Raw genomic sequence first — 21338 nt, 5'->3', positions numbered from 1 at the left:
ATCATTAAACCGATGTTAGAGCTTCTCTAACTCTAGAGAGATTGCAATCGTTTCGCTGTTCAGCGCCATTACGAGCCGCAGATTGAACTAAATTGAACTGAAGGAAAAAACTAATTTCAGTTTATGCAAGCAGTTCGATCGCGCTTCAAAGCTTCTTTACGTTGGCTCATTTTGGGTCTAGTGCTGTTCTTTTTGATCAAGACTCTCAAAGATCATTGGCAAGAAGTTGTCGCGATTCGGATCGATGCCGCTGGATATGCCTGTCTCGCGATCGCGCTCGGCATGACGCTCTTAGCTCACATTTTTGCGGGCTGGGTCTGGAGTTGGATTTTGCAAACGCTTAACCACTCTGTCCCCGGAGCTTGGAGCATAAAAGTCTATCTGCAAACTAACATTGCCAAATATTTACCGGGCAACATTTGGCATTTTTATGGGCGCATCTCAGCCGCAACAAAAAGAGGAATTCCGACAGAAATCGCGATCGTCAGCGTCTTGCTAGAACCGTTGCTCATGGCGATTGCCGCCTTGTTATTGGCTCTAATTGGCGTACAGCAAATCTTATCGGCTTATGGCTGGCTTGCTCAACTGATCCCGATCGTCGGTTTGGGTTTAGGTTTAGCGATCGTGCATCCCCGGTTTCTCAATCCACTGATCGGTTATCTTGCTAAACTCAAGCAGAAAGCGGTGGGTGCATCTCAGCCTATGACTTTGCCCATGAAGCGCTATCCGATCAAACCTCTCTTGGGTGAGATTGGGTTTTTAGGACTGAGAAGCCTCGGATTTATCCTGACATTTCTGGCGATCGCGCCTCTTCCTGCTAGTCAGTTTGCGATCGTGATAGCAGCGTTTGGGTTAGCTTGGCTGACCGGATTTGTGATTCCGGGGCTACCGGGTGGAATTGGAGTCTTTGAGGCGGTTATGGTCGCATTGCTCTCTAGCGGAAGTGCCCCGCTAGAACAGGATTTTTCGACAGGCGAACTGTTGAGTGTGGTCGCGCTCTATCGGTTTGTGAATACTCTGGCTGAACTTGCAGGAGCCGGATTGGTCACTCTGGACGATCGTCGCTAAAAAATTATTCAAATGTTTCGGTTAACTCAACTTCGTCAGAGAGTTTGGGCATAACCTCGCGCTTAAGCTGCGAAAAAACGCGGTAAGCATCCAGATTTTGCAACGCTTTGGGAATATGGAGCGGTTCTTGAGTTTTATCCATTTTAATCAAGTTGTATTGCACGTTTTCGGCATAGATCGCAAACGTGACATTAAAGATCTCTAAAAAGTTAACGACCCACCGACACTCATCTTCTGGAAAGTTTTTATAATAGCGAATCAGTTCAGCGATTTGTGCTTCTAAATGAGTTCGTGCATTTCTACAAATCAAGATTAACTTAAGCAGCACAATCACTAAAGTCAGCGGGCTTCCTTGAGACACGAGCAGCACAAACAAAGGCGAGGGATCTTGCCGATTTTCGGTGGTGAGATGTTCAATAATGCGATTACACGTTCTCAAGATCAACGCTTCATTGAGCGTCTCATGGTCGTAGTCTAGATAGAGAGGGTCTAGTTTTTCGGTGAACCTTGCTTGGAGAGTTTCAGTCAATTCATTGCCATCGATTGACACAATTAAATATCGTTTTAGCTCACGTTTAAACTCTTTATAGCTCAACTGATGCGTCTGATTGATGAAAATATTGGCTAAGTTTGCATAGCTAAATTGACCGCGTTTTGCCACGATCGTTTTAATCAACTGCAAGACGTTATCGCCTAACACGGTCGGGTTTTCGGGCAATCTTTCTGGCGAGGTTGCAGACTGAGATTTAGCAATATACATCGCTAACCTAAACTTAAATTTATCTTTAAGCTGCATTGATAAAGCTCTTGCGGCTTCTCGCTGCTCGATCGGGTTTGCCGAATTAATATATTGAGGAACGAGCAAATAAGAAGTGTAGCGATTTGACCACGGTGCTTCGGGAGACTCGTCATATCTCGACGCAAAAAGCTTTAGCTCTTCATAGTCTTTGCCCCTCCTAAAGGTGTCGATCCAGACTCTTAATCGCTTCAGCGTCGGAGAAATTGTTTGTCGATCGAGACTGCTGTCTTCAAAGACTTTGATTAATTCTTGAATGGGCTTAAAGTTACGACTCGCATCCCAATTGTTGACGAGAATATAGCACGATCGCTTGAGCGTATTTCTAAATTCTTCTTCGTTATTGCTAAAGACAATTTCGTAGACCGCATGAATGGCTCCAGCGCTAGTGGTCTCAACGTGATAGAGAAAGAGATGCTTAAACTCCAATAGCACTTCTTCGGGAGGCCAGGTTTTAACGATGTCTAGCAGAAATCGATAAACCGTTTCTTGAGCCTGGTGAAGGTTTCGCCCTGAGCGAGAAACCTGCTTAGACGGTTCTGAAGGGTGCCCACTCATCTGAACTTCTCCGATCGTTCCATTAGTCAGAGTGCCCAAAGATGGGACAGAAAGACGATCTGAGAGGGGTTGCATTCCAACGGATTCTGACTGAAGCTTGCTCAAATCCCGATTGGGCGTTCCGTTCATGGGTATCAACACCAAGTTGGTGAAGCAGGGTAGCTTTTAAAGAAAATATAGTCCTTAAGAGATGATACTGATGCAATTACAAATTTTATCGGAACTCATCAAACTTTTATCTGATTCTTCCTGACGATCAAGACCCGTCATCGTCTATTAGTCGGAATTTTTGATTAAGGACTTCGTAGAATGCACTTTTCAGAAGGTTCAAGAAATCCTCTTACCAAAGGAATCATACTAATGTACCAAAAACGATGATCTGCTACAAGAAGCGCCCCAAACTTTGTCTCGTTCGGAGCGCTCAGAGCTAAATCTCGACTAATGGGGGCAGAGGGACTTGAACCCTCACGACCTTGCAGTCAACGGATTTTAAGTCCGTTGCGTCTACCATTCCGCCATGCCCCCGCGATCGGTTAATCTCAGACCTCTATTCCATCATTAATTGACCCGATGTGCAACTCTCTTTTGCCCTGGCTGAAATAACGGTACGATAGTAGGGTAGTCCGATCCTCATTATTCCTGTAACCCTATGGAAGTTGCACTCTTATATTCAGTTCTGGGCGGAGCCTATCTAGTGGTAATGCCATTTGCGCTATATCTCTATCTGCAAAAACGCTGGTATGTGGTTAGCTCGATCGAGCGCACCTTTATGTATTTTCTGGTGTTTCTCTTCTTCCCCGGAATGCTGTTGCTTGCGCCGTTTCTAAACTTTAGACCGAAGCGCCGAGAAATTGAAGCCTGAATTGTTCATGAATGGGTTGGTGGATGCGACGAATTGACGCGATCGGAATAAGTCTAGGCGTTTTTGCGGCTGGCGGACTGGTCTATCTGGTTTTGCAACTCGTTGGGCTAGACAGTATGAACGCCGGGATCTGGAGTCAGGTGTTCTTGATCAGTGCCCTGGTCGTCTGGGTTTTTAGCTACCTAACGCGGGTGCTGTCTAAAGATATGACCTATGACAAGCAGCTAAGAGACTACGAAGAAGCCGTTCTGCAAAAGCGTCTAGAAGAGTTGACCCCCGAAGAACTGGCAACCCTGCAAGCCGAAATTGAGCAGGAAAATCAACGAGCAAAAGGTTAAAGATCGTAAATTAAATAAAGCCAAAGGTTCTGTAGCGGCATGGCACTGCCGTGCCCAGTGCCTTTGCAAGTAACAGACACTATTTAATTCACGACCCTAAGCATCAAATTAGCGATCGCCTGCCTGCACACCCTGCCCTCGATCGGCTTAAACTAATTATTTGCATTCCCTTATTTTTACTTCACCGTTAAGGACAGAAATGACTTCAGTTTCCCAATGCTTTGAGCATCTGCGGGATCATGCTCGATGCGCCTTGATTCCCTTCATTACCGCAGGCGATCCTGATTTAGAGACGACGGCTGAAGCATTGCGCGTTCTCGATCGCTCTGGTGCCGATTTAATCGAATTGGGAGTCCCTTACTCTGATCCGTTAGCAGACGGCCCAGTAATTCAAGCTGCCGCAACACGGGCACTCGCACGAGGAACTCGACTAGACGACGTGTTGAAAATGGTTAAAGAGGTTGCACCGACGCTGCGATCGCCCTTGATTCTTTTCATGTACTACAATCCGATTATTAACCGTGGCATCGATCAATTTTTGCAAGACATCGCCGACGCAGGAATTAAGGGTCTAGTTGTCCCTGATTTGCCCCTAGAAGAGTCTGACAGCCTGTTAAAGCCTGCGGCGGTTCGCGGAATTGAAGTGATTCTGCTAGTCGCGCCTACAAGCCCTCAAGAGCGCATTGCCGCGATCGCGCTTCAGTCTCAAGGGTTTATCTACTTAGTCAGCACTACGGGCGTAACAGGCGTAAGGACTCAGATTCAAGCACGAGTCAAAGATTTAGTCGTGGAACTGCGAAACGTCACCGATAAGCCGATCGGAGTTGGGTTTGGCATTTCTCAGCCCGAACACGCCCGCCAAGTAATGGATTGGGGTGCGGATGCTGTGATTGTCGGCAGTGCTTTTGTGAAGCGTCTAGCAGAAGGAACTCCGGCTGAGGGGTTGAAGTCGATCGAGGAGTTTTGCAAAAGTCTAAGAGCCGCAATCTCACCTGAATAAAGGGTTCTCCCTAATCTCGTCTCAGCGATCGAGAAAAAACTAGGGAGAATCCTCAAGGTGTGAATAAAAGGGAATTTGCTAGCAGCGACTACTTGAGAATCCCAAAGTAGTAAGCGGCTACCACAAAGTTAATGCCCAAAAGCAATAATGCCCAGCCTGTACGGAACGGGTAGGGCGGTTTACTCGTTTTAACGGTTGCCCCCGTCGGATTTTTTGCTGTTTGAGTTGCCATAAGCGATTCTCCAGATTTAGTGACCTTCTTAAGGGATACCAAAACAAGGGCACCTCTAAAGGTAAATTTCGATTAAGCAGTTTGTAAACGAGGCTTATTCTTCGGCCCCAGCATGATAAGAACTGCGGACTAACGGAGCCGAGCGAACGTGAGAAAATCCCATTTCACGGGCGATCGCCCCCAAGTGATCAAACTCATCGGGGTGCCAATATTTCTGAACAGGCAAATGTTCTAGCGATGGACGCATATACTGCCCGATCGTCAGGCGATCGCAGTTCACCGCTCTTAAAGCAGCCAGCGTTTCGATCACTTCGGCTTCCGTTTCGCCGTGCCCTAGCATCAAGCCCGACTTTGTGGGAATAGCCGGGTTCAAATCCTTGACGATTTGCAGAACTTTGAGAGAGCGATCGTATTTTGCCCCGCGTCGCACAGGCGCTTGTAAACGGCGCACCGTCTCAACATTGTGGTTATAACAAGCAGGGTGGGCAGCTACGATCGTGGCAATTCGCTGAGACTGCAACGCTTCAGGAGTCAAATTGTCTTCGCGTCCGCCCCAAAAATCAGGAGTCAGCACCTCAATTTGGGTCGAGGGGTTAACTCGACGAATTTCATTCATCGTTGCTGCAAACCAGCCAGAACCCTGATCAGGCAAATCATCTCGCGCCACTGAGGTGAGAACGACATATCGCAACCCTAACAGTCGCACTGATTCGGCAACCTTTTGCGGTTCTTCAGCATCTAACGGCATTGGGGCGTGTCCTTTATCCACTTGGCAAAAGCCGCAAGCGCGAGTGCAAACCGGGCCCATGAGTAAAAACGTGGCAGTGCCTTGGGCATAGCACTCTCCTCGGTTAGGGCAGCGCCCCTCTTCACAAATCGTGTGAATTTGACGCTGCTTAATAATGCGCTGCACTGTCGAAATCTCGCTAGCTTTCCCGATCGGGCGGCGCAGCCAGTCTGGCATTACTGTTATGTCCGATCGGTTGAGCGATCGCGACGATTCAGATTCAGAACTTAAGTTTCGATTCGTTTCAGTCGGCATAGAAGTGGGAATACTGGGTCTAGTGCAGGTTCGGGGTAGAAAGAGGTAAGCGACGATAGAAATCGTTCTGTAAAGCGGCTTTTCTTAGATGATCAGAGTCACCGCAATTTATTAATCATAGAGGGTACACTAGGGCATGTTATTTTGACGTTCAGCCAAGTAAGTCACGCTCAAGTTCATCTGACTTCGTAACGCGAAGCCACAATGGGTTGACTCCCACTCCTCGAATCGGTCAGCTATGACGTTCAGGATCTCTACCTTCTGTTTAGATTAAGCCTCTAAAACCCTTGTGATATTCGTCTCCGTTCACTTCCTTCGTTTTTCGTCACTCTAGAGGAGTTCAGTTGTGGCAAGTCATAAAATCGTCGTCATTGATGACAGCGCTGTTATCCGCAACATGGTGCGTGATATGTTGCCGAAGGGCAATTTTGAGGTTCTAGAAGCCAAAGACGGCATTCAGGGCATCAATCTGATTCGGCAAGAGCGCCCCAACCTGATCATGCTCGATTTCTTGTTGCCGCGCATGAGTGGTTGGGAAGTTTTTCAGCAGATTCAGCTTCAGCCAGAGTTGCAGAGCATTCCGCTGGTGCTGATGTCTGGGCGCAAAGAGGAAGTCGCTGAAAAGCTGCAAGAGCCGTTTGAATATTTTGAGTTTGTGCAGAAGCCCTTTGATCAGAAGATTTTGATCACTGCGATTAAAATGGCGATGACTAAGGCAAAACGCCGTCCGGCTGGTGGTGTCCCTGCTGCTCCTGCTGCGATCGACACGACGGGCAACGCAGATGTTCAACAACTCAATGCCAAAATTGCCAAAATGCAGGCTGAGATCGATGCGTTGAAGAAGCAACAGGGGCAGATTATGGCGTTTATCAAACAAAAGCTGAAGTAATTTCAAATCTGCTTTAGTTGGGCAGACGGGAAGCCCCACATCCATAATCTCTAATTTTCGTGGGATGAGATCTATACCAGGTTTAGTGTTCAAAAATGCCCTGATACTGCATCAGATCCAAAGCGCTAAACACGGGTAGACACTGAAAACACTGCTCGGCGAGTTCTAAGCGGTCTTCTCGCTCTAGCATCGCCATCAATTTTTGACGAGCGCTAATCAAATAGCGAACATCATTTGCGGCGTATCGAAGTTGTGCTTCTGACAGATTTGCGGCGTTTCCCCAGTCAGAACTTCCAGCGCTTTTGTCTAACTCCACCCCTTCTAATTCTTGAATCAGATCTTTTAAACCGTGTTTGGGGCTGTAAGTCCGGGCTAGTTTGCTGGCGATTTTGGTGCAGAATAGCGGCGTGACGCGAATTCCTAAATAGTGACGCAGGGTTGTGATGTCAAACCGCGCAAAGTGAAAAATCTTGGTGATCGCGGCGGCTTCTAGCAGCTTTTTGAGATTGGGCGCTGCGGTCTGTTTTTGAGCAATTCGCACGACGGCAACCCGATCGTCACCATCGCACAACTGCACCAAACACAGACGATCGCGCTGAGGCAATAAGCCCATCGTTTCGGTGTCAACTGCGATCGCGTCTGTTTGCAAATAACGCTCTAACCAGTCTGTGGGGAGATCACCGTCACAAATCTGAAAATCTTTGGGTTCCATTTAGGGGGTGGGAAGCAGCAAAAAGGATTAGACCGATCCCATATTACCGACTTCCCAGCGCGAAAACTTAGCTGTGACCTGCTATTTACGGATGAAGATCTGCGTAAAGTAGATCTCTCCCCTAGCATTACGGCTGACCCCAATACCCGTTAACCCATAATTTCCTTGAATGTTTTTGAGATGTCCGGGGCTTTTGAGCCAGCCCTGCACCGCTTGAGCAACGGGGTCTTGATAGCCCATGTTATAGGCAACGTTTTCGGCAGCTCCGCGATAAGGCACCGACTTAGCAATTTCTTTAACTCGCTGCTCAAAGCCCTGATGACCAAAAGCGGTCTTTCCAGTGGACATATTTTGGCTGTGTTGCCGAGCCTGCTGAGTCAGACTCGCGGCAAGCTTTAAAGCCGGAAGCCCTTTGCTGGCGCGATATTGATTAATTTTCTGATAGACAGCTTGCTCAAGGGATTGCGTCGTCGAATTTGCTTGAGCGATCAAATTGACCGAAGCTGTAGGCGCTGCTGATGTCGGTTTTGTCAAAGTTGCGTGGCTTCGAGCAGACAAAGAAGATCCTAGACTGCCCACGATCGCTAAACTTGCGATCGTCGCTCCAGACAAAAGAGGTCTTAGCATGGTGAAGCTTTTATACAACACTTCTCGTAGACGGAGATTACGAGTACGGGTTCCCATCTTGTGATTTTAGTCACTCGTTTAACGATCGCATTACAGTGAAGGACGAGGATAGGGTTTTAGCAAATTTTTGCCGCGATAGACGTGAAATTTGTCAACGATGACACCACCCCGTCGTAGCGGCACTTCTCCCAGTTTTTCAAACTGTTGAAAGTAGGGCGCATATTCTGCCGCAGAATCTCCCTCAGTCTGGAACTTATTCGAGGTTAGATATAGCCCATCTTTGCCGACCCATTGTTCAGCCGTTGACCAAAACGCAAAGCCGCGCACATCTTTTTTATCAAAACAAGTGACCGGAATTGGCGCTAAAGGTGTTAATGCCATACCCACATGACCTGCCATGTGAAAGCGATTGCTAAACACAAAATCAGCGTCTTTAAGAGCCGCTAAAAGCTGAGGAGAAGCGGCAAAATTTTGGCGCAGTTGCACGATATCTACCAGGCTGATCGAGGCATCATTTTCAGGCGCTAAAAAACCTCCAAATATTCCATAATGACTCGGTTTTTGGAGCGTTCCTAGAGTGATGTGCGAGAGCGCTGTGAGCAGGAGCATCACGATCGCGATCGCCGATCCCACTAACCATCGCTTCACGAGTTTTGGGTGCCGTTCTTGCCAGAGGGCAGCTTGTTGACCGAGGAGAGGAGTCGCAGCAAAAAATCCGGGCATTGTCCAGGTGGGCAAAATCTGCTGATAGCCACCGATGAGCGTAAACACGAGAAAAGCTGGCACCGAAACCCAAACCACCAGCCATTGACGATCGCGCAGTTCGGACTCGGTGCGGATTCTAGGTTTAAACCAATGTGAATTCGACGACTTCGTTACCAGTCCATCGCGCCCCCTAAATCCCCCAATTCTGGGGGACTTTGAAATTTGTCTCCCCCAGAATTGGGGGTTGGGGGGAGGTTCGCCAAGGTGCATCGAACTCACGTTAAACCACGATCGAACTGTGGATTGTCCAGCTCGAATCCCAGCTGCGAGACTGACCCACCAAAGCGGCAATCCGATAGTCGGAAACAGATAGGCACTGTGAATCAGCGCTGTGTTGATCACATTCACGAAGTTATAGCGCTTTGCAGGAATGCCGCGATTGCTTTGGAATAGAAAAGAAACCCAGTCGTGCTGCCAGTTCCAATACAGCACGGGGGAAACTGCGATCGTAAACAGGGCAACGCTGAGAAGAATCCAGGGCGATCGCAGGGCGGCTCGATGAGACACACTGGTGAGACAAAATCCGAGTAGCCCAACGCCTAAAAGAACGCCGTGATATTTGCTCAGACAGGCTAAACCGACCAGCAAGCCAATCACCGCGACTCGATAGCTAGGGCGATAAGGTACATCATCCTGCGGAAAAAATTCACAGGCAGCAACCCAAAGCGTTAGTGACCAAAACGCCATGAGTGGGGCATCGGGTAGCGTCAAAATGCCAAAGCCGATCTGAAAAATGGGCGCGATCGAGGCGATCGCCAGCGTTAAAATTCCTGCCCGTTGAGAAAATAATTGCGTCGTCGCCCGATATAGAAAATACAACGCTGCCGTAAACAGCAAGAGTGTGCCGAGTCGAATCGTAAACGGCGAGACGTTGCCAGTGAGCCAAACCCCAAACGCCGTAGACAGCGAGACTAGCGGCGGATGGTCAAAATAGCTCCAGGCAGGATGCAGCGTATAGATATAGTAGTAAGCTTCGTCAAACCCAGGCGGCAGCCAGAAAGCAACCATGCTTCTAAACGCCAAGCCGATGCCAAGAATCCAAACGACCGATCGCTGGAGTTGGTGAATTTGGTGGGCTTGACTCCACTTTTTCTGAATTGATTGCATCACTAGCTCGACACCAAAAAACGAATGACCCGATAAACGCCAATTTGTTTCAGCAGTTGATAAGCTTGGGGCGAAATTTTTGCCTCATTTAACGTGCTGAGTGTTGTCACCATGAGGATCGATCGCTGTGTCTTTTGTTGACGAACTTGTTCTAAATAAGGTTTAATTTTTGCAGAGCGATTAAAAAAAGTAATCGGCTGTTGGGTGTAAAAAACCAGACTTGGCTTCTCAAAAGAATCGGTTGCCATCACGATCGGTTCGTTTGCCTGTCTGACCTGAATTACCGTCTGAGCCACTTCTCTCAAGGGAAGTTGACGTTCTGTGTCTAGAACTCCCACAAATGGCGTGATGAAAAACAGAATAAACGCGGCATAAGTCGCCAGATTGACTGCCCAAAACCAACGCATCTTGCGCCCAAAAATCAAAAAAGTGCCAGCGATCGCGCCACCTAGCCAAATCAAAAAGCCGATTTGCGGCAGTCCAGCTTCTTGCATTCGCAGCCCTAAACGAGGCATCGAAGGGTCGCCATTTAACCAATGAGGACTGTAGAACGTCACCGCCGCCAGCGTGATGCACAACCCAAGGCTGACATACACACTCAGCTTTAAGTCCCATTTTGGTGCGTCTTGCTGCATCTGATGGTGCCACCACAGTGCCACGAGGATAGCCGCCGCCGGAACTAAAGGCAGCGTGTAAGTGATGTATTTTGTTGCCGCGATCGTAAAAAACCCCAGCACAACTGCAAACCAGATCAGCGCAAATAACCCTAAATGGCTCGATCGTGGTGACTGTCGCCACGATCGGGGTTGGAAGCTATGAACGATCGCAGCAGGCAAATAAATCGACCACGGAAAGAAGCCGACTAGCACAATCAAAATGTGAAAATACCAGGCACCTTGATGTTGGTTGACTACATGAGTGAATCGCTCTAAATTATGGTAGCCAAAAAACGAATTAACAAAACTTTCTCCATTTCGTAGATATGCCAGCACATACCACGGCACACTGAGAGCCAAGAAAATCGCAATTCCTGGCACGAGCTTGATTTCTCGTAAAACCTCCCGGACTTTGCCGACGCAGACTAAGAAGATCAGCACGATCGTCCCCGGCAACACTACGCCCACTGGCCCTTTGGTCAACACTGCCAGCGCTAACAATCCATAAAATGCCAGATAAAAACGAGTCTGAACTTTAGGATTCTCAGGTTGGGCATACCCCAAAAAAAAGCTAAACAATGCTCCACCAAAGCACACACTCAGTAGCATATCTGAGTAGCCTAATCGGCCAAAAAATAGCGTTTGCAAATTTAGGGAAAAAATGGCAGAACCCAGAAAGGGCAGGATTTTGAGATGTACGGTGTGCGGTTTGAGTTGATTCTCAAAAAACCTCAAAGTGTAGAAGCAGAACCCGATTAATAGCGTTCCTGAAATGGCCGAGGGCAATCGCGCCGCCCACTCGTTGACCCCGATCGTGTGATAAGCGATCGCCATCAACCAATAGATCAACGGAGGTTTGTCAAATCGAGTCACTCCATTGAAGTAGGGCGTGATCCAGTCTCCCGTCACCTGCATTTGACGAGCGGCTTCTGCAAACAGAGGCTCGGTTTCGTCGAGTAGCCCCGTGCTGCCCAAGTGGTTAAACAAAACTAGCCAACTCAGCAGCAAGATCCACAAAATCGGCAGAAAATGGGCAACTTGCCGCGATCGTCCAGACTTAACGATGGCTGCGATCGAGCGCTCAAACCTCCCCTTCATGCCCTTCACCCTTAAGGATTAGTCGAATCCGATCGGCAACCTCACCGGGCTGCTCAACCATCGCCATGTGTCCACAGTCAGCAATTTCTAACACGTTGTCGCCGCAGCACCCAAATAAGTGATGGAAACTGGCGAGATGCTGAACATACTTAGGCTCCATGATCGGATCTTGAGACCCAGCAATAAAATAGACGGGCTGCTTGAGTCGAGCCACCACTTGAGGCAGCAAATGCACCTCGGCTTCGGTTGTAGAGTCTAGTAATGAACCTAGTGCCGCCTTTGTATCTGCCGCGACAAAATCGATTAAACGCTGTCTTGCCCAAGTGTGATCGAGCGTCTTGACCACACTTGCCCGCCCAAACAACCGATCGAGCCACGGCACCTGAGTTAACCAGCCAGGGCGCAATCTGACAATTTGCCTGCCAGCATTGCGAAAGCGCTCAAATTGCTCTTTGAGATAAATTCCGCCCCCCGCATTCACGCAGATTACCCCTTTGACGCGATCGGGCAGTAGATCGGCTCCCCACAGTGCCACACTCCCCCCTAGAGAGTGACCGACTAACCAGGCGGTTTCAACACCTAGACGATCGAGCAACTCGCCCAGATCTTGCGCGTATGCCTGCAAACTATAGCCCGCCTCACTCTGGCAGGGCTGCGAATCACCAAACCCGCGCAGATCGTAAGCGAGACACTGATGCTCGATCGCCAATTGCTCAATCAAAGGCTGCCAATAATTGCGGCTCAACAGCCAGCCATGAATGAAAACCAAAACCTCAGATGAATTTGTGGGAGCCGTCAAGTCATAAGTGTGCGGCGAACCCATTACGTGAATAGTAGGCATGATTTTATCCTACCCTGAAGCAGATTCGCTTTTTGTCCTGAGTCATTTGCCCTATGCTGACCCGACTTCAGAATCCTGATCCTAGAACCCTAAAATCTCCTTCCCAATAGTCGCTGCTTCACCCCTTCTGCAATTTTTTGCCCCAAATATTCAGGGATCAAACTTTCATTCGGGCCCAGAAGATAAAGAATTAATCGCGTTCGCCCTCGCCAAACCAATAAATTTGCGTTAACGACTAGTAAGTCTTCTTGCCAAATCGCATACATCACCTTATAAAATAGCCCTGGCTGGTTGTCAGCCTCGATCAATAACGCAGGCAAATGAAACACGGGATCGACGTAAAATTCGGCTTCGACTTGCTCTAATCCAGCATCTAGGTTAAACTCGACTGCTAACATTTCTTCCACCTCAAACCGCCCCGCTAACGCCTCTCGAACTGCTCGACAGACGTTTTCAGCAGTTTTATCGGTCAGGGCTTTGCCACTTCGAGACACAATTAGCTTGATAAAAACCAGCATGGGCGGGTAGATTTGCCCATATAAACTCAAGCTGTGAATCGTCAAACCATAAGCAGCTAACACCCCGAAAATATCGCTCAACAAAAAAGATTGATTGCGATAGGCAAAGTGTAGGGCGCTTTTGCTTCCTTCTGCTTTTAACTCAATGACAGCTTGACGCGTCTTATAGAGATGGTAGGCGAGCCGAAGATTTTGTAGTTGAATTTCGCTACTGACAAATTGCTCATAAAACTGGGGGAACGCCCGATTGAAGCGCTTTAACAGTTCTAGAGTGGTTGGTTTTAAGCCCGGAGCCATAGGGTGCAGGGAGACTTCGCTATAAGAGAATAGAGGAAAGAAAAGAAAGCCGCGGGTTATCAGAGCAACTTAGCGTCAAATTGTTACAAATCGGAATGAATGCCTTTGTTTTTATAAGCATGTGTTTAACTGAAATCATTTGCTGCCTTTGAGGAAGCGGTCGTGAGAGAGTCCGAGCGATATACTATCTAGTACTGCTTCATATTTACTACCTTCACCACACGCTTGCATGGGTTTCTGGAAGAGCTTATTTAGTGGTACTGATGCCCCTGCTGCCTCAAAAGCAGCCCCAATGGATCGCTATGTCGGCGATGAGACCGACGATCGCACCACCAACCGCATTTTCTTTAGCACCGAACGGGATCTTGATCTGTATGAGCTAGAAGAGTTGTGTGATGCGGTCGGCTGGTCGCGTCGCCCCCTGCGAAAGGTCAAAAAAGCCATTCAGCATAGTTTTCTCGTCGTCACAATGTGGGAACAGCGAGGCGCACAAAGGCGACTGATTGGGTTTTCTCGTGCTACGTCTGACCACGCATTCAACGCCACGATTTGGGATGTCGTCATCCATCCAGATTTCCAAGGGAAGGGGATGGGTAAAGCTCTGATGAAATACATGATTAAGAAGTTGCGCGGCGAAGACATTAGCAACATTACGCTTTTTGCCGATCCTCAAGTCGTTAATTTTTATCGTAATCTAGGTTTTATGTCTGACCCAGAGGGAATCAAAGGAATGTTTTGGTATCCAGACTAACTAAAGGTTCCCTATTTTGGATCGCAGGAATACGTAGTGGAGAAGAATTTTGAGCTAGGACAGCACCCGTGCCTGTTGGCTCCACTGTTCGACCTCGCCGATCGCAGGGCATAAATCTCGACGTTGTAGCGTTGCGACTTGCAGCTTGAGCATTTGGCGATGCAGGCGATCGAGCGGCGTTCTGGCAAGTTGTGTCGGTGATGCCACCCCTGCGTGTAGCAACAAGCCACAATACTGACAGCCCACGCCGGGAATTCTTGCCAGATCTGCGAGCGCCACCCACTTGTTGACATGGCGAATCGGAATTTGTAGCTGACTGGCTAAAATGCCTCGCTTTTCTGGTGTTTTGCCCTGTTGCAGCAGTTGTAGGGTTGTGTGAATGCCACAGGTTATTAAGCGGCTGTGGTCGTCGGTGCTTAAGCCAGGAAGCTGGTCGATCGACCAATCGGCTGAGGTGGTTTTCACAAATATGCCCCAATTTATCTTTGACAGAGTACTAGTCTAGCGGACTTTTCAAGTCGATCTCTTCAGTGGTAAAAAGCAAGCTATACTGATTAGGCGAGTAACGGGATGTAGCGCAGCTTGGTAGCGCGCCTGCTTTGGGAGCAGGATGCCGCAGGTTCGAATCCTGTCATCCCGATTGATTTCAAACAATCCTAAGTGAATTGTGGGATGGGCATCTTGCCCGTACAGGCTGGAAGCCTTTCCCACTCTTACAACTGCAATGAGATTGCTGTAGTGTCACGATCGCGTCGTCAGCTTAACCTCGCTCAAACTCGGTTGAGTCCCATTTCAGTGCGTTTCTATAGAAATTTGTTAAAACAAACAATTGGCTGTGTGGTAACTATATAGAGGCTTAATGTAGATTCTTCCACCTTTCTATACATGACGAATTCCCCTGAGCAAGGTAGCCCGCCTCCTAGCCCACTAAGACGACGATCGCTGCTTTCTCGCGTTGCCATTCCGATAGGGGTTGCTTCTGTGGTGGGCGTTGGGGCAGGAATTTGGTATGCCAACGTTTTCGTCAATCAGCAGTTAGCGCCCCTCGTGCAGACCAATCTAACGGAATTGCTCGATCGTCCGGTTGAGTTGGGCAAGGTTGAACGCTTTTCACTCAACAGTTTGCGGTTTGGCAAAAGTGGCATTCCGGCAACGGCAACAGACCCCGATCATGCCTCGGTTGAAGCCGTTGAGGTTCAGTTTAATCCGATTCAGCTTTTGCTCAGTCGCACTTTAAAGTTAGATGTGACGCTGATTAAACCGACCGCCTACATTGAGCAAGATAAAAATGGGGTCTGGATTTCTACCGCAATTAAAGAGCAAGAAGACACCGGATTTATTAAAACTCAGCTTGATGCACTGCGGTTAAGTGATGCCCAAGTGGAGTTGTCTCCCGCCCCTAAGCGGGGAAACAAACGGATGCCGATCACGCTCAAAGAGGTGGCAGGAGAACTCAGACCGGCGGATAACAATCGTCGTTTTGCCTACGAAGCCAGCGGAATCTCTGCCAATGAAGGCAGTTTTGATCTCAAAGGTGAAACGCTCCGAGATCAGAAATTGCAATCAAATTTACAGATTCAAGGACAGGATTTTCTCGTATCGGAGATCGATCGCTTAGTTAAACTTCCGATCGATCTTGAAAAAGGTCGCGTGAATGGGAACGTTAACGTCAAACTGAGAGGAGACGATCAGCCGTTAGTAACCGGAACGGCAGATTTCAAAGACGTAACGATGAGAGTGCCAGAACTGCCTCAAGTCTTTACTGGCGCTGCCGGAAACCTCCAGCTAGACGGAACGAAAATCACGCTAGAGAAAGTCACGGCTTCCCTCGGCAAAATCCCTTTTTTGGCAAACGGGACGGTTGACACGAAAAAAGGCTTTAATTTGGCCGCGAAAGTCAAAGCCGTCAAAGTTGAAGATTTTCTCAAAACGTTTGCGATTCAGCTTCCGTTTTCTGCGTCGGGTGAAGTTCAGGCAACCGCAAAGATCACGGGCGCGATAGAAAAGCCGATTCTGACTGGAACGGTCACTAACACAAAACCTGCCAAGCTCGATCGCGTCGCTCTCAGCAAGGTTAGCGCTGATTTCAAACTCGATGCCAGTGCGCTGAGTTTAGCGGTCACGAATATTCGAGCAACGCCTACAGTCGGGGGGCAGGTCGTTGGTAAAGGACAAGCCAGTTTGGGTGAACCGCGATCGCTCGACCTAAATTTTCGGGCGACGAACGTGCCGGGTGATGAAATCGCGAAGCTCTATAACAATGGCACCGCACCGCCCATCACCGTCGGACGAGTCAACGCTCAAGCCCGAATTTCTGGCGCGATCGAGAATGTCCAAACCGTTGCCCAGTTTCAAGCTTCCGAAGCCACTTATCCTACGACTGGAGAAGTCGCGATCGTCGGGGAGAAGCGCTTTTTAAGAAACGTGGTGGCTCAAGTCGCAGGCGGCACCGTGACCGCAAACGCTCGAAGTAGCGGCGATCGCTGGCAAGGAACCGTGCAGGCAGTCGGCATTCAAGCCAGTCGATTTTCGTCACAAGTGCAGGGATTGGTGAGCGGCAACTTCAATTTGTCGGGTTCGACGAGTTCGTTTCAGTTAGCCGATATTCAGACCACTGGGAAGGCACAACTCACCCAGGGTAACGGCACTGTCAACGCTCAAATCGCTTCAAATGCTGGGCGCTGGCAAGCTCAGGTGCAGGGAGAAGGCGTTCAACTCGATCGCTTTTCACCCGATTTGCGCGGTTTATTAAGCGGCGATGTTGCCCTAACTGGATCGGTGAATTCCTTTAACCCGTCTGCGATTCGGGCCGCTGGACAGGTGCGATTGTCAGAAGGCATCTCACTGATCACCCAGCCGATCGTCGCTCAACTTCAGTGGGATGGGCGTAAAATCAATCTTCAAAACGCGACGGCTCCTGGGTTTAGCGCCAATGGCTCAATTTTTGCCAACCTGGAAGGAACCCCGGAAATCACGGCGCTGGATCTCAACATCAGAGCTACCGACTATAACCTCGCCGCCTTACCGATTCCTCGTCCTCCGGTGACTGACTTAACGGGTTCCGTCGATTTTGCTGGCAGGCTAACTGGCACCCCGGCTGCTCCTAGCGTAGCCAGTGATGTGACCGTGCGAGGGCTGTCGCTCAATGGCATCACGTTTGACCCCATTCTCGCGGGCGATCTGCGGCTCACCCCGACTCAGGGGTTTAGTATCGACGTGAGGGGAAATCGCGATCGCATCGCCCTCGCGCTCAATCCCAATTTCAAGCCCATTTCGCTCAATGTTATACGGGGAGAAGCAACCATAGTCGGCATAGCGCGCGGCAATGTTTTCAGCCTTGACCTGAAGCAGGTGCCGCTAGACGGCTTGACTATTCCCGGTGTAGAACTGGCGCGGCTGAACCCGCTAGGGGGGCAACTTTCTGGCAACTTAAATATCGACACCGATCGCCTTCAAGTGATTGATGGCAGACTAGCGGTGGCTAACCCGCGCATCGGGGCATTTAAGGGTGAGAGCCTTCAAACCCAGTTTGTGAATGACGGCAAGGTGATTCGGTTTGCGGAGACGAGTTTGCAGAACGGCAACAGTCGATATACTCTGGCAGGCAATTTAGATTTGCGATCGAGTCCCCGGTTTGAAGGCAAAGTCGCGATCGCCCAGGGCAACCTTGAAGATGTTCTCAGAACCCTGCAAATTTTCTACATAAGCGATTTTTCAAGAGGATTTAAGGCACCGACTTATACCAGTGCGGCAGAAGTAACTCCGGTTCCGGTTGGGTTGCCTCAATCTTCGCTTTTGGATCAACTGCGGCGCTTTTCTGAAATCAACGCCCTGCTGGTTCAGGTGGCTAATCAACGCCAAAACCTGACGACTCCAGAGTTAGCAGACGTACGCGGCATCTATAACGGCACCATCAGCTTTGCGGCATCTCTGCAAACCGGAGTCAAAGCCGAATTTGACTTGCAGGGGCAAAACGTCGAATGGCGACCTTTTCCTGCGTTTGCGGAAGTCTATCAAAATCAAGTGAGGCAAAACCCAAATCGAGTCTTGAGCGCCGAACAAGCGATCATCAGAGGCAGCTTTGAAGATGGCGTGATCACTCTGCTGCCGTTGCAGCTTAAGTCGGGGCAGTCATCTATTAGTTTCTCTGGCAGTTTAGGGGGCGAAAAACAATCGGGACAGTTGCAAGTCGTTAACGTGCCGATCGAGCAACTGAATAATTTCTATCCGCTGCCTCTGGGCGTGAGCGGCAACCTTAACGGTACTGCTACGCTGTCAGGCACACCCGATAACCCCTTTGCGATCGGAGAAGTCACGCTGGCAGATGGCGATCTCAACGGCACGCCCATTCAATCAGCGACGGGCAGTTTTAATTATTCCAACGCTCGGCTAAATTTTGGCAGCACCATCAACATTTCGAGTCCTGAACCGCTCCGCATTGCGGGAGACATTCCGATTAAACTGCCCTTTTCCACCGTTTTTCCTGACAGCAATGAGATTAATGTGACCCTTGATGTCAAAAACGAAGGGTTAACGCTGTTAAATCTGCTGACTCCGCAGATCGCGTGGCAAGGCGGCACCGGACAGGTTCAGGTTCAAGTCAACGGCACCTTATTGCAGCCCAAGGTGACTGGGTTTGCCACGATTGCCAACGCCACGATCGCCGCTCAAGCTCTGCCCGAACCGTTGACTGAGGTGAACGGCACGATTCGATTTTTGAACGATCGCATCAATGTTGAATCTCTGCAAGGTCAGTTCAGCAAGGGGCAAGTCGTCGCGCAGGGCGTGTTGCCGATTTTTTCGGCGCTAGAAGCTAACGATCCTGATCTCACTAAACCGCTTGCTGTCTCGCTCGATCAGATTGCGCTCAACCTCAAAGGCATCTATCAAGGGGGCGTAAACGGCAATGTCGCAGTCACCGGAACTGCGCTCAGTCCAAAAATTGGCGGCGAGATTCGCTTAACCGATGGGCAGGTGTTGCTCTCAGATGAAGCTGCTACAGCAGGCGGAACGGCGGCACCGGGCGAAGCTCAAGCAGAGCCATCCGTCGAGTTTAGAAATTTGAAATTAGAATTGGCCGATCGCGTCCGGGTGACTCGTGCCCCAATCATCAATTTCCTCGCCAGAGGCAGCTTAAACGTTAACGGCACGCTCAACAATCTTCAGCCCGAAGGCGTGATTAATCTGACGGCAGGGCAGGTCAACCTATTCACGACTCAGTTTGTGCTGGCAAGAGGCTATCGTCAGACCGCAGAGTTTAGGCGGAGGCAAGGGCTTGATCCCACGCTTAATATTCGTCTCATTGCTTCGGTGCCCGAAGTCACCCGCAACCGCATCTCGACCGGAAATGCGTCGGGTGAAGTGCGCGATGATTCGCTGCTGGCAACCAGTTTAGGGGCCCTGCAAACAGTTCGCGTTCAAGCGGTCGTGACGGGGCCTGCCAGTCAGTTGTTTGACAATTTAGAACTGACGAGCAGCCCTAGTCGAAGTCAAAACGAGATTATCGGGCTAATTGGCGGCGGCTTTGTCAACACTCTGGGTCGAGGCGATAGCACTTTAGGCATCGCCAACCTTGCGGGGTCTGCGCTCTTAACCAATGTGCAAGGGTTTATTGGCAATGCCCTGGGGTTTGGTGAGTTTCGTCTCTTTCCGACGGTGCTGAACAATGAGCGAAGAGGCAGTTCGACTCTGGGTCTTGCAGCCGAATTAGGGGTCGATATCACCCAAAATCTGTCTGCCTCGGTCTTGAGAGTTTTAACGTCTGATCAGCCAACGCAAGTCGGGATTGTCTATCGCATTAATGATCAGTTGCTTTTGCGTAGCTCAACTGACTTCTCTGGAGACAATCGCGCTGTGGTGGAGTATGAAGCGCGGTTTTAGAAACGAGCCAGACTAAACGATCGCTTGCAGTTGTTGAACGAGTTGTTGCGATTTCACAACGCCCTCAATTTTTTTCACGGGTTGTCCTTGCTTAAAGACAACGATTGTGGGCAAGGCGTGAACCTGATATTGACTTGCTAAATCAGGGTAATTATCGACGTTGATCTTGACGATTTTGATCTGCTGCTTCATCTCGTCGTTGACCTGCTCTAAAATCGATGCCATTAACTGGCAGGGGCCACACCAAGGCGCATAGAAATCGACGACTAGCGGCACTTCAGAGGTCGAGAGTAGTTCTTGAAAACTGCCAAATTCCTGTTTAGCGACCATTTTTTGATACCTTCATTTCTAGGGGTTCTCTAAGCCTAGCGCCTAGATAAAATTTCGGAACCAACCGTTAGAAAATTTTGGGTTTTAAAACCTATTTTGTGCTAAATACTCACGACGATGAGATGGGGATGGGCGAAACAAGCGAATGATCAGTGCCAGTACGGAAGAAATGTAAAAAAAAGAACAAGTAAGCTGTAAAAGTATAAAGTTTCACTTGTACTGAGCAATTATGACGCATCTCCATCGTGCATTCCTATTCCTGGGAACGTTCAGTTCACTGGTTCTTTCTGCTGCCGTTTCTCATGGCCAAAGCTGTGCTAATTCAGATCAGGTTCCCTTAACTAAAGTCAAGCTTGAAGAAATCGCCAGTGCAGTAGGCATAGGAACAAACGATGTCGAATTGCGATTTGAGGATTTCGCGCTAGAGACAGTTAGACCAGGTCTCCCAATTCCACACAACAATCGTTTCTTTTTCTCTGCGGACAGACGAGCCAAGGCTGGTATTGCTAACGTAGTGCCGGATGGCGTAATACCCCTGATTACGATTACTGCCATTCCCTTAAAGACTTTTATCCATTCAAATAGTGTGTTCTACGAGTCAAAAGCAGTGCGGCGCACTCGCTTACCGCCGAGCTACCAAAAATATCAAATTTTAGGTTTTTTAGATGCACTTGAACATAGCCCCGCAGGGAGTGAAGGAAGCTTTGTGCCTGCAATTGTTTTCATGACAACATCAGATGTGAAGGCGATCAGCAAGAAAACACGACTCTTAGCCACTGTGCAAGGTGTGGGAATTCTTCACACAATCGCTTGTGAGATCCCTGATGTCCTACCCACGGAAAATAATCTTCAGATGGGTGCAGCTATTGTGGTAAACCCTGAGGTATACATCTTAAACATAAGCTTTCCTTTCCCGTCTCCACCGGGTTCTCCCGGAAGAGTCAGACCTTGATTAGATTGTCACTATGAGC

The 21338-nt window shown here is 49.1% G+C and carries 19 protein-coding genes and 2 tRNA genes; 9 read left to right on the top strand and 12 right to left on the bottom strand.

Going from position 1 to position 21338, the window contains the following annotated elements; all coding sequences use genetic code 11:
• Positions 1-123 precede the first annotated feature (123 nt).
• Positions 124-1068, top strand: a complete 945-nt coding sequence (locus tag BRW63_RS01390; RefSeq protein WP_073069110.1) for a lysylphosphatidylglycerol synthase domain-containing protein — start codon at positions 124-126, stop codon at positions 1066-1068.
• Between the two features lie 4 nt (positions 1069-1072).
• On the opposite strand, the gene BRW63_RS01385 is transcribed toward BRW63_RS01390, so the two are convergent.
• The gene (locus BRW63_RS01385; protein WP_223257261.1) at positions 1073-2497 is read right to left on the bottom strand and encodes a hypothetical protein; all 1425 of its coding nucleotides are present in this window, start codon (positions 2495-2497) and stop codon (positions 1073-1075) included.
• 367 nt (positions 2498-2864) lie between these two features.
• Positions 2865-2947, bottom strand: a tRNA-Leu gene (locus BRW63_RS01380).
• Between the two features lie 124 nt (positions 2948-3071).
• Between BRW63_RS01380 and ndhL the strand changes: the two genes are divergently transcribed.
• The 3 genes from ndhL (at position 3072) to trpA (ending at position 4622) form a co-directional block, all read left to right on the top strand.
• Positions 3072-3284, top strand: a complete 213-nt coding sequence (ndhL, locus tag BRW63_RS01375; protein ID WP_073069109.1) for an NAD(P)H-quinone oxidoreductase subunit L — start codon at positions 3072-3074, stop codon at positions 3282-3284.
• An 11-nt stretch (positions 3285-3295) separates the two neighbouring features.
• The gene (locus BRW63_RS01370) at positions 3296-3622 is read left to right on the top strand and encodes a DUF3007 family protein (protein ID WP_317615776.1); all 327 of its coding nucleotides are present in this window, start codon (positions 3296-3298) and stop codon (positions 3620-3622) included.
• Positions 3623-3821: 199 nt separating this feature from the next.
• Positions 3822-4622 (top strand): tryptophan synthase subunit alpha, encoded by an 801-nt coding sequence (trpA, locus tag BRW63_RS01365; protein ID WP_073069108.1) that lies wholly within the window; start codon positions 3822-3824, stop codon positions 4620-4622.
• Between the two features lie 88 nt (positions 4623-4710).
• Here the strand turns inward: trpA and psaX are convergent, their stop codons facing one another.
• Complete coding sequence (psaX, locus tag BRW63_RS01360; protein ID WP_073069107.1) at positions 4711-4854, bottom strand: photosystem I protein PsaX; 144 nt, start codon at positions 4852-4854, stop codon at positions 4711-4713.
• 94 nt (positions 4855-4948) lie between these two features.
• A complete protein-coding gene (gene lipA / locus BRW63_RS01355; protein WP_073069106.1) occupies positions 4949-5896 on the bottom strand; it encodes a lipoyl synthase in 948 nt (315 codons plus the stop codon).
• Positions 5897-6242: 346 nt separating this feature from the next.
• Between lipA and BRW63_RS01350 the strand changes: the two genes are divergently transcribed.
• Positions 6243-6785 (top strand): response regulator, encoded by a 543-nt coding sequence (locus BRW63_RS01350; RefSeq protein ID WP_073069105.1) that lies wholly within the window; start codon positions 6243-6245, stop codon positions 6783-6785.
• Positions 6786-6867: 82 nt separating this feature from the next.
• Here BRW63_RS01350 and BRW63_RS01345 read toward each other — a convergent pair whose 3' ends face one another.
• The 6 genes from BRW63_RS01345 to BRW63_RS01320 all read right to left on the bottom strand — a co-directional run bounded on the left by BRW63_RS01345 (position 6868) and on the right by BRW63_RS01320 (position 13406).
• Complete coding sequence (locus tag BRW63_RS01345; RefSeq protein ID WP_073069104.1) at positions 6868-7497, bottom strand: ribonuclease H-like domain-containing protein; 630 nt, start codon at positions 7495-7497, stop codon at positions 6868-6870.
• A gap of 81 nt (positions 7498-7578) precedes the next feature.
• A complete protein-coding gene (locus tag BRW63_RS01340; protein ID WP_223257260.1) occupies positions 7579-8181 on the bottom strand; it encodes a CAP domain-containing protein in 603 nt (200 codons plus the stop codon).
• Positions 8182-8214: 33 nt separating this feature from the next.
• A complete protein-coding gene (locus tag BRW63_RS28695; RefSeq protein WP_073069102.1) occupies positions 8215-9996 on the bottom strand; it encodes an ArnT family glycosyltransferase in 1782 nt (593 codons plus the stop codon).
• Positions 9997-9998: 2 nt separating this feature from the next.
• The gene (locus BRW63_RS01330) at positions 9999-11750 is read right to left on the bottom strand and encodes an ArnT family glycosyltransferase (RefSeq protein WP_073069101.1); all 1752 of its coding nucleotides are present in this window, start codon (positions 11748-11750) and stop codon (positions 9999-10001) included.
• Positions 11734-12591 (bottom strand): alpha/beta fold hydrolase, encoded by an 858-nt coding sequence (locus tag BRW63_RS01325; protein WP_073069100.1) that lies wholly within the window; start codon positions 12589-12591, stop codon positions 11734-11736. Before BRW63_RS01325 ends, BRW63_RS01330 begins: the two co-directional genes overlap by 17 nt.
• 89 nt (positions 12592-12680) lie before the next feature.
• Positions 12681-13406 (bottom strand): hypothetical protein, encoded by a 726-nt coding sequence (locus BRW63_RS01320; RefSeq protein ID WP_073069099.1) that lies wholly within the window; start codon positions 13404-13406, stop codon positions 12681-12683.
• Between the two features lie 229 nt (positions 13407-13635).
• Between BRW63_RS01320 and BRW63_RS01315 the strand changes: the two genes are divergently transcribed.
• Positions 13636-14157, top strand: coding sequence for a GNAT family N-acetyltransferase (locus BRW63_RS01315; protein WP_073069098.1), 522 nt, complete (start codon positions 13636-13638; stop codon positions 14155-14157).
• A gap of 54 nt (positions 14158-14211) precedes the next feature.
• Here BRW63_RS01315 and BRW63_RS01310 read toward each other — a convergent pair whose 3' ends face one another.
• Positions 14212-14622 carry a DUF4332 domain-containing protein gene (locus tag BRW63_RS01310; RefSeq protein ID WP_219898271.1) on the bottom strand — a complete coding sequence of 137 codons (411 nt, stop codon included), beginning with the start codon at positions 14620-14622 and terminating at the stop codon, positions 14212-14214.
• 101 nt (positions 14623-14723) lie between these two features.
• Between BRW63_RS01310 and BRW63_RS01305 the strand changes: the two genes are divergently transcribed.
• Together BRW63_RS01305 and BRW63_RS01300 are read left to right on the top strand one after the other, a co-directional pair.
• Positions 14724-14797, top strand: a tRNA-Pro gene (locus BRW63_RS01305).
• A gap of 245 nt (positions 14798-15042) precedes the next feature.
• Complete coding sequence (locus tag BRW63_RS01300) at positions 15043-20037, top strand: translocation/assembly module TamB domain-containing protein (RefSeq protein WP_073069096.1); 4995 nt, start codon at positions 15043-15045, stop codon at positions 20035-20037.
• Between the two features lie 12 nt (positions 20038-20049).
• Here the strand turns inward: BRW63_RS01300 and trxA are convergent, their stop codons facing one another.
• On the bottom strand, positions 20050-20367 hold the full coding sequence (gene trxA / locus BRW63_RS01295; protein WP_073069095.1) for a thioredoxin: 318 nt from the start codon (positions 20365-20367) through the stop codon (positions 20050-20052).
• A gap of 229 nt (positions 20368-20596) precedes the next feature.
• On the opposite strand from trxA, the gene BRW63_RS01290 reads away from it, so the two are divergent.
• Positions 20597-21319, top strand: a complete 723-nt coding sequence (locus BRW63_RS01290) for a hypothetical protein (RefSeq protein ID WP_073069094.1) — start codon at positions 20597-20599, stop codon at positions 21317-21319.
• Positions 21320-21338 lie beyond the last annotated feature (19 nt).

Origin of the sequence: Phormidesmis priestleyi ULC007, from assembly GCF_001895925.1 — a bacterium.
Taxonomy (GTDB): domain Bacteria; phylum Cyanobacteriota; class Cyanobacteriia; order Leptolyngbyales; family Leptolyngbyaceae; genus Phormidesmis_A; species Phormidesmis_A priestleyi_A.
Note: the sequence above shows the minus strand (reverse complement) of the source record. Positions and strands in the feature narration are given on the sequence as shown.

Excerpts from the sequence above, each read along its gene's own strand:
- BRW63_RS01390 (WP_073069110.1), top strand. The coding sequence starts at position 124 with ATGCAAGCAGTTCGATCGCGCTTCAAAGCTTCTTTACGTTGGCTCATT.
- BRW63_RS01385 (WP_223257261.1), bottom strand. The coding sequence starts at position 2,497 with ATGCAACCCCTCTCAGATCGTCTTTCTGTCCCATCTTTGGGCACTCTG.
- ndhL (WP_073069109.1), top strand. The coding sequence starts at position 3,072 with ATGGAAGTTGCACTCTTATATTCAGTTCTGGGCGGAGCCTATCTAGTG.
- BRW63_RS01370 (WP_317615776.1), top strand. The coding sequence starts at position 3,296 with ATGGGTTGGTGGATGCGACGAATTGACGCGATCGGAATAAGTCTAGGC.
- trpA (WP_073069108.1), top strand. The coding sequence starts at position 3,822 with ATGACTTCAGTTTCCCAATGCTTTGAGCATCTGCGGGATCATGCTCGA.
- psaX (WP_073069107.1), bottom strand. The coding sequence starts at position 4,854 with ATGGCAACTCAAACAGCAAAAAATCCGACGGGGGCAACCGTTAAAACG.
- lipA (WP_073069106.1), bottom strand. The coding sequence starts at position 5,896 with ATGCCGACTGAAACGAATCGAAACTTAAGTTCTGAATCTGAATCGTCG.
- BRW63_RS01345 (WP_073069104.1), bottom strand. The coding sequence starts at position 7,497 with ATGGAACCCAAAGATTTTCAGATTTGTGACGGTGATCTCCCCACAGAC.
- BRW63_RS01340 (WP_223257260.1), bottom strand. The coding sequence starts at position 8,181 with ATGGGAACCCGTACTCGTAATCTCCGTCTACGAGAAGTGTTGTATAAA.
- BRW63_RS28695 (WP_073069102.1), bottom strand. The coding sequence starts at position 9,996 with ATGCAATCAATTCAGAAAAAGTGGAGTCAAGCCCACCAAATTCACCAA.
- BRW63_RS01330 (WP_073069101.1), bottom strand. The coding sequence starts at position 11,750 with ATGAAGGGGAGGTTTGAGCGCTCGATCGCAGCCATCGTTAAGTCTGGA.
- BRW63_RS01325 (WP_073069100.1), bottom strand. The coding sequence starts at position 12,591 with ATGCCTACTATTCACGTAATGGGTTCGCCGCACACTTATGACTTGACG.
- BRW63_RS01320 (WP_073069099.1), bottom strand. The coding sequence starts at position 13,406 with ATGGCTCCGGGCTTAAAACCAACCACTCTAGAACTGTTAAAGCGCTTC.
- BRW63_RS01315 (WP_073069098.1), top strand. The coding sequence starts at position 13,636 with ATGGGTTTCTGGAAGAGCTTATTTAGTGGTACTGATGCCCCTGCTGCC.
- BRW63_RS01300 (WP_073069096.1), top strand. The coding sequence starts at position 15,043 with ATGACGAATTCCCCTGAGCAAGGTAGCCCGCCTCCTAGCCCACTAAGA.
- trxA (WP_073069095.1), bottom strand. The coding sequence starts at position 20,367 with ATGGTCGCTAAACAGGAATTTGGCAGTTTTCAAGAACTACTCTCGACC.
- BRW63_RS01290 (WP_073069094.1), top strand. The coding sequence starts at position 20,597 with ATGACGCATCTCCATCGTGCATTCCTATTCCTGGGAACGTTCAGTTCA.